This is a genomic window from Geomonas sp. Red276, from assembly GCF_054784495.1.
Genome location: NZ_BLXW01000084.1, coordinates 1 through 1,936 on the forward strand (window position 1 = coordinate 1; position 1,936 = coordinate 1,936).

Genomic DNA, 1,936 nt, shown 5'->3' on the forward strand with positions numbered 1-1,936 from the left:
TTGTGGGGCACGGTGGGTTCTCCTTCTGAGGTTTGGTCGTTGGCGCTTCCAAACTACCAGAAAAACTCACTGTGTCCCTTCTTTTTTACCCCTCCTTCAGGGTGGTGCATTTTGAACTAGAATTCATCGGGTACTTTTCAATTACCGTTGACAGGCTCCTTTCTGGTGTGAGTTGGTCGCGCTTCTCACACTACCAGAAAATCCCATCATGTCCTGCAGTTACCCCCGGTGCACTTGCGAATCGAATTCGCCCAGCTTTCACCAACTCTCTCAATCGCGGAGACCTGGTCCATGCGCTTGGTTGGCGACCTTCCTTCTATTTCGGCATCAGATTAAATGGTGGCGCACATTTCGGGTTTACTCGGCACCTTCTTCCCAAGTTGTCAACTTATTAATACCCGGCACCACTTCCTTCCCTATTTTTTCTCACGGTATATTGATCGTAGGCGCAAGCAAAAATGAATGATAGGATTCCGGCCCAGAGTTCTACTTTGGTTGCGGGTTTAAAATAGAATATTTTTATTGTCAAATTGATTGCAGGTGCAATTAGTAACGACAAGAAAATGGTCTTTTTAACTTTTTTGCCTCCGAATGATTTCTCCACAAAAGAAGACCGCTTGTCGTCCTGCTTATTGGTGTCAGATTCCTTCGATCTTTTGGATAGCCACATCAGTAGAAGATCAAGCATTTGCCCCTTCTTTATCCCGTACAACGCCTCAAGGCGCACCGGCGGAGCGTAGCGGAGACCGCGTGTCGCCGCTGGTTGGAGTTGCCTTTTACGGTCTCGGGTTCGCAAACCTGTTCATGAATCTGACTGTTTGATTCCGAATTTATCGGTGATGTATTTCTCAGGCTCCTTCAAAATTTCATCATACTCGGCTCTATGAATCCTCTTGGATTCAAAATCGATTTTCACATCCTCAACAAATCTTTTAAAATCTCCATTTTGCTCGCAGAGCTTATTAATGGTTTCCCAGTCCAAAAAGCCCTTCGGACGTGCAGGATATAGTACCTTTGACCCATCAATATCATTTAGATCAATGTTGATAATACCTATTCCAAAAGATAAAGATAACCTTTCAACTTCACCGAGAAAATCATCATCCTGAAGCAACTCAGCGGCGACAAGATAACCTTCATGTGCCCACGAGGAATTAGATACTGCTTGAAAAAAAGCCTCTCTGTAATTTGATTTATCTAAAACCCTTTTTAACTCAAAAGAAAAAAGTCGGAGGGAATTGTTATCCGATAGCCGATTGAACTCGATTACTTCTGGTTGCCAGTCATCTAGCGGCAGATAAAATCCAACCATATCTGGATTAGTCCATTCACTGTAACCAGATTTCTTGGACTTTTCATGATATATAGTTTTTGTGTGGATAGAACGGCCACGATTGAATGATGGGTTTGAGTATGCGAAGTAAGCAAGGAGAGGATGGAGGTCTCTTTCTTGGTAGGAAAGTTTTTTGGAAGGTTTTGTGGTTTCCTCTATTTCCATCTTTGCAACTACATCTTCAGCAAGTTCCTTTTGTCGCTCTTGCAGAAAAAATCTGGCCGGTCTTTTCCCAACCTTGACAAACTTCGATTTTGGATTGTCCCTAACATCAACAAAAAGTTGTGCTCCGAGCGATTGCCACGGTGTTTTGCCTGTGGTTTTCATCTTTGCAGCGAGCCCCTTTTCCTTAGCTGTTTCCCAAACCTCCTGATAGGTCAACGGCTTGGTAGCATTTTTAAGAACTTCGTACGCTAAATCGAGAAACGAATTCGCCACATCAAACTCCTAATTATTTTTTTATTTTTTCGACCAACGAGTCAGAGTTTATGCGGCGCGAAGCCGCCGCATAAACTTTGGTTGAGCTAAGCCGCTTTCGGCTCTCACGGCTACCTGGATTTTTATACGTGGTTTCTTTTAGCTGAGGGGCGATAATACGGGGTT

The 1,936-nt window shown here is 43.8% G+C and carries 1 protein-coding gene; it reads right to left on the reverse strand.

The window, feature by feature from the left end; all coding sequences use genetic code 11:
- Positions 1 to 802: 802 nt before the first annotated feature.
- Positions 803 to 1,771, reverse strand: a complete 969-nt coding sequence (locus tag ACYVL5_RS23510; RefSeq protein ID WP_460597978.1) for a COG2958 family protein — start codon at positions 1,769 to 1,771, stop codon at positions 803 to 805.
- Positions 1,772 to 1,936: the final 165 nt, after the last annotated feature.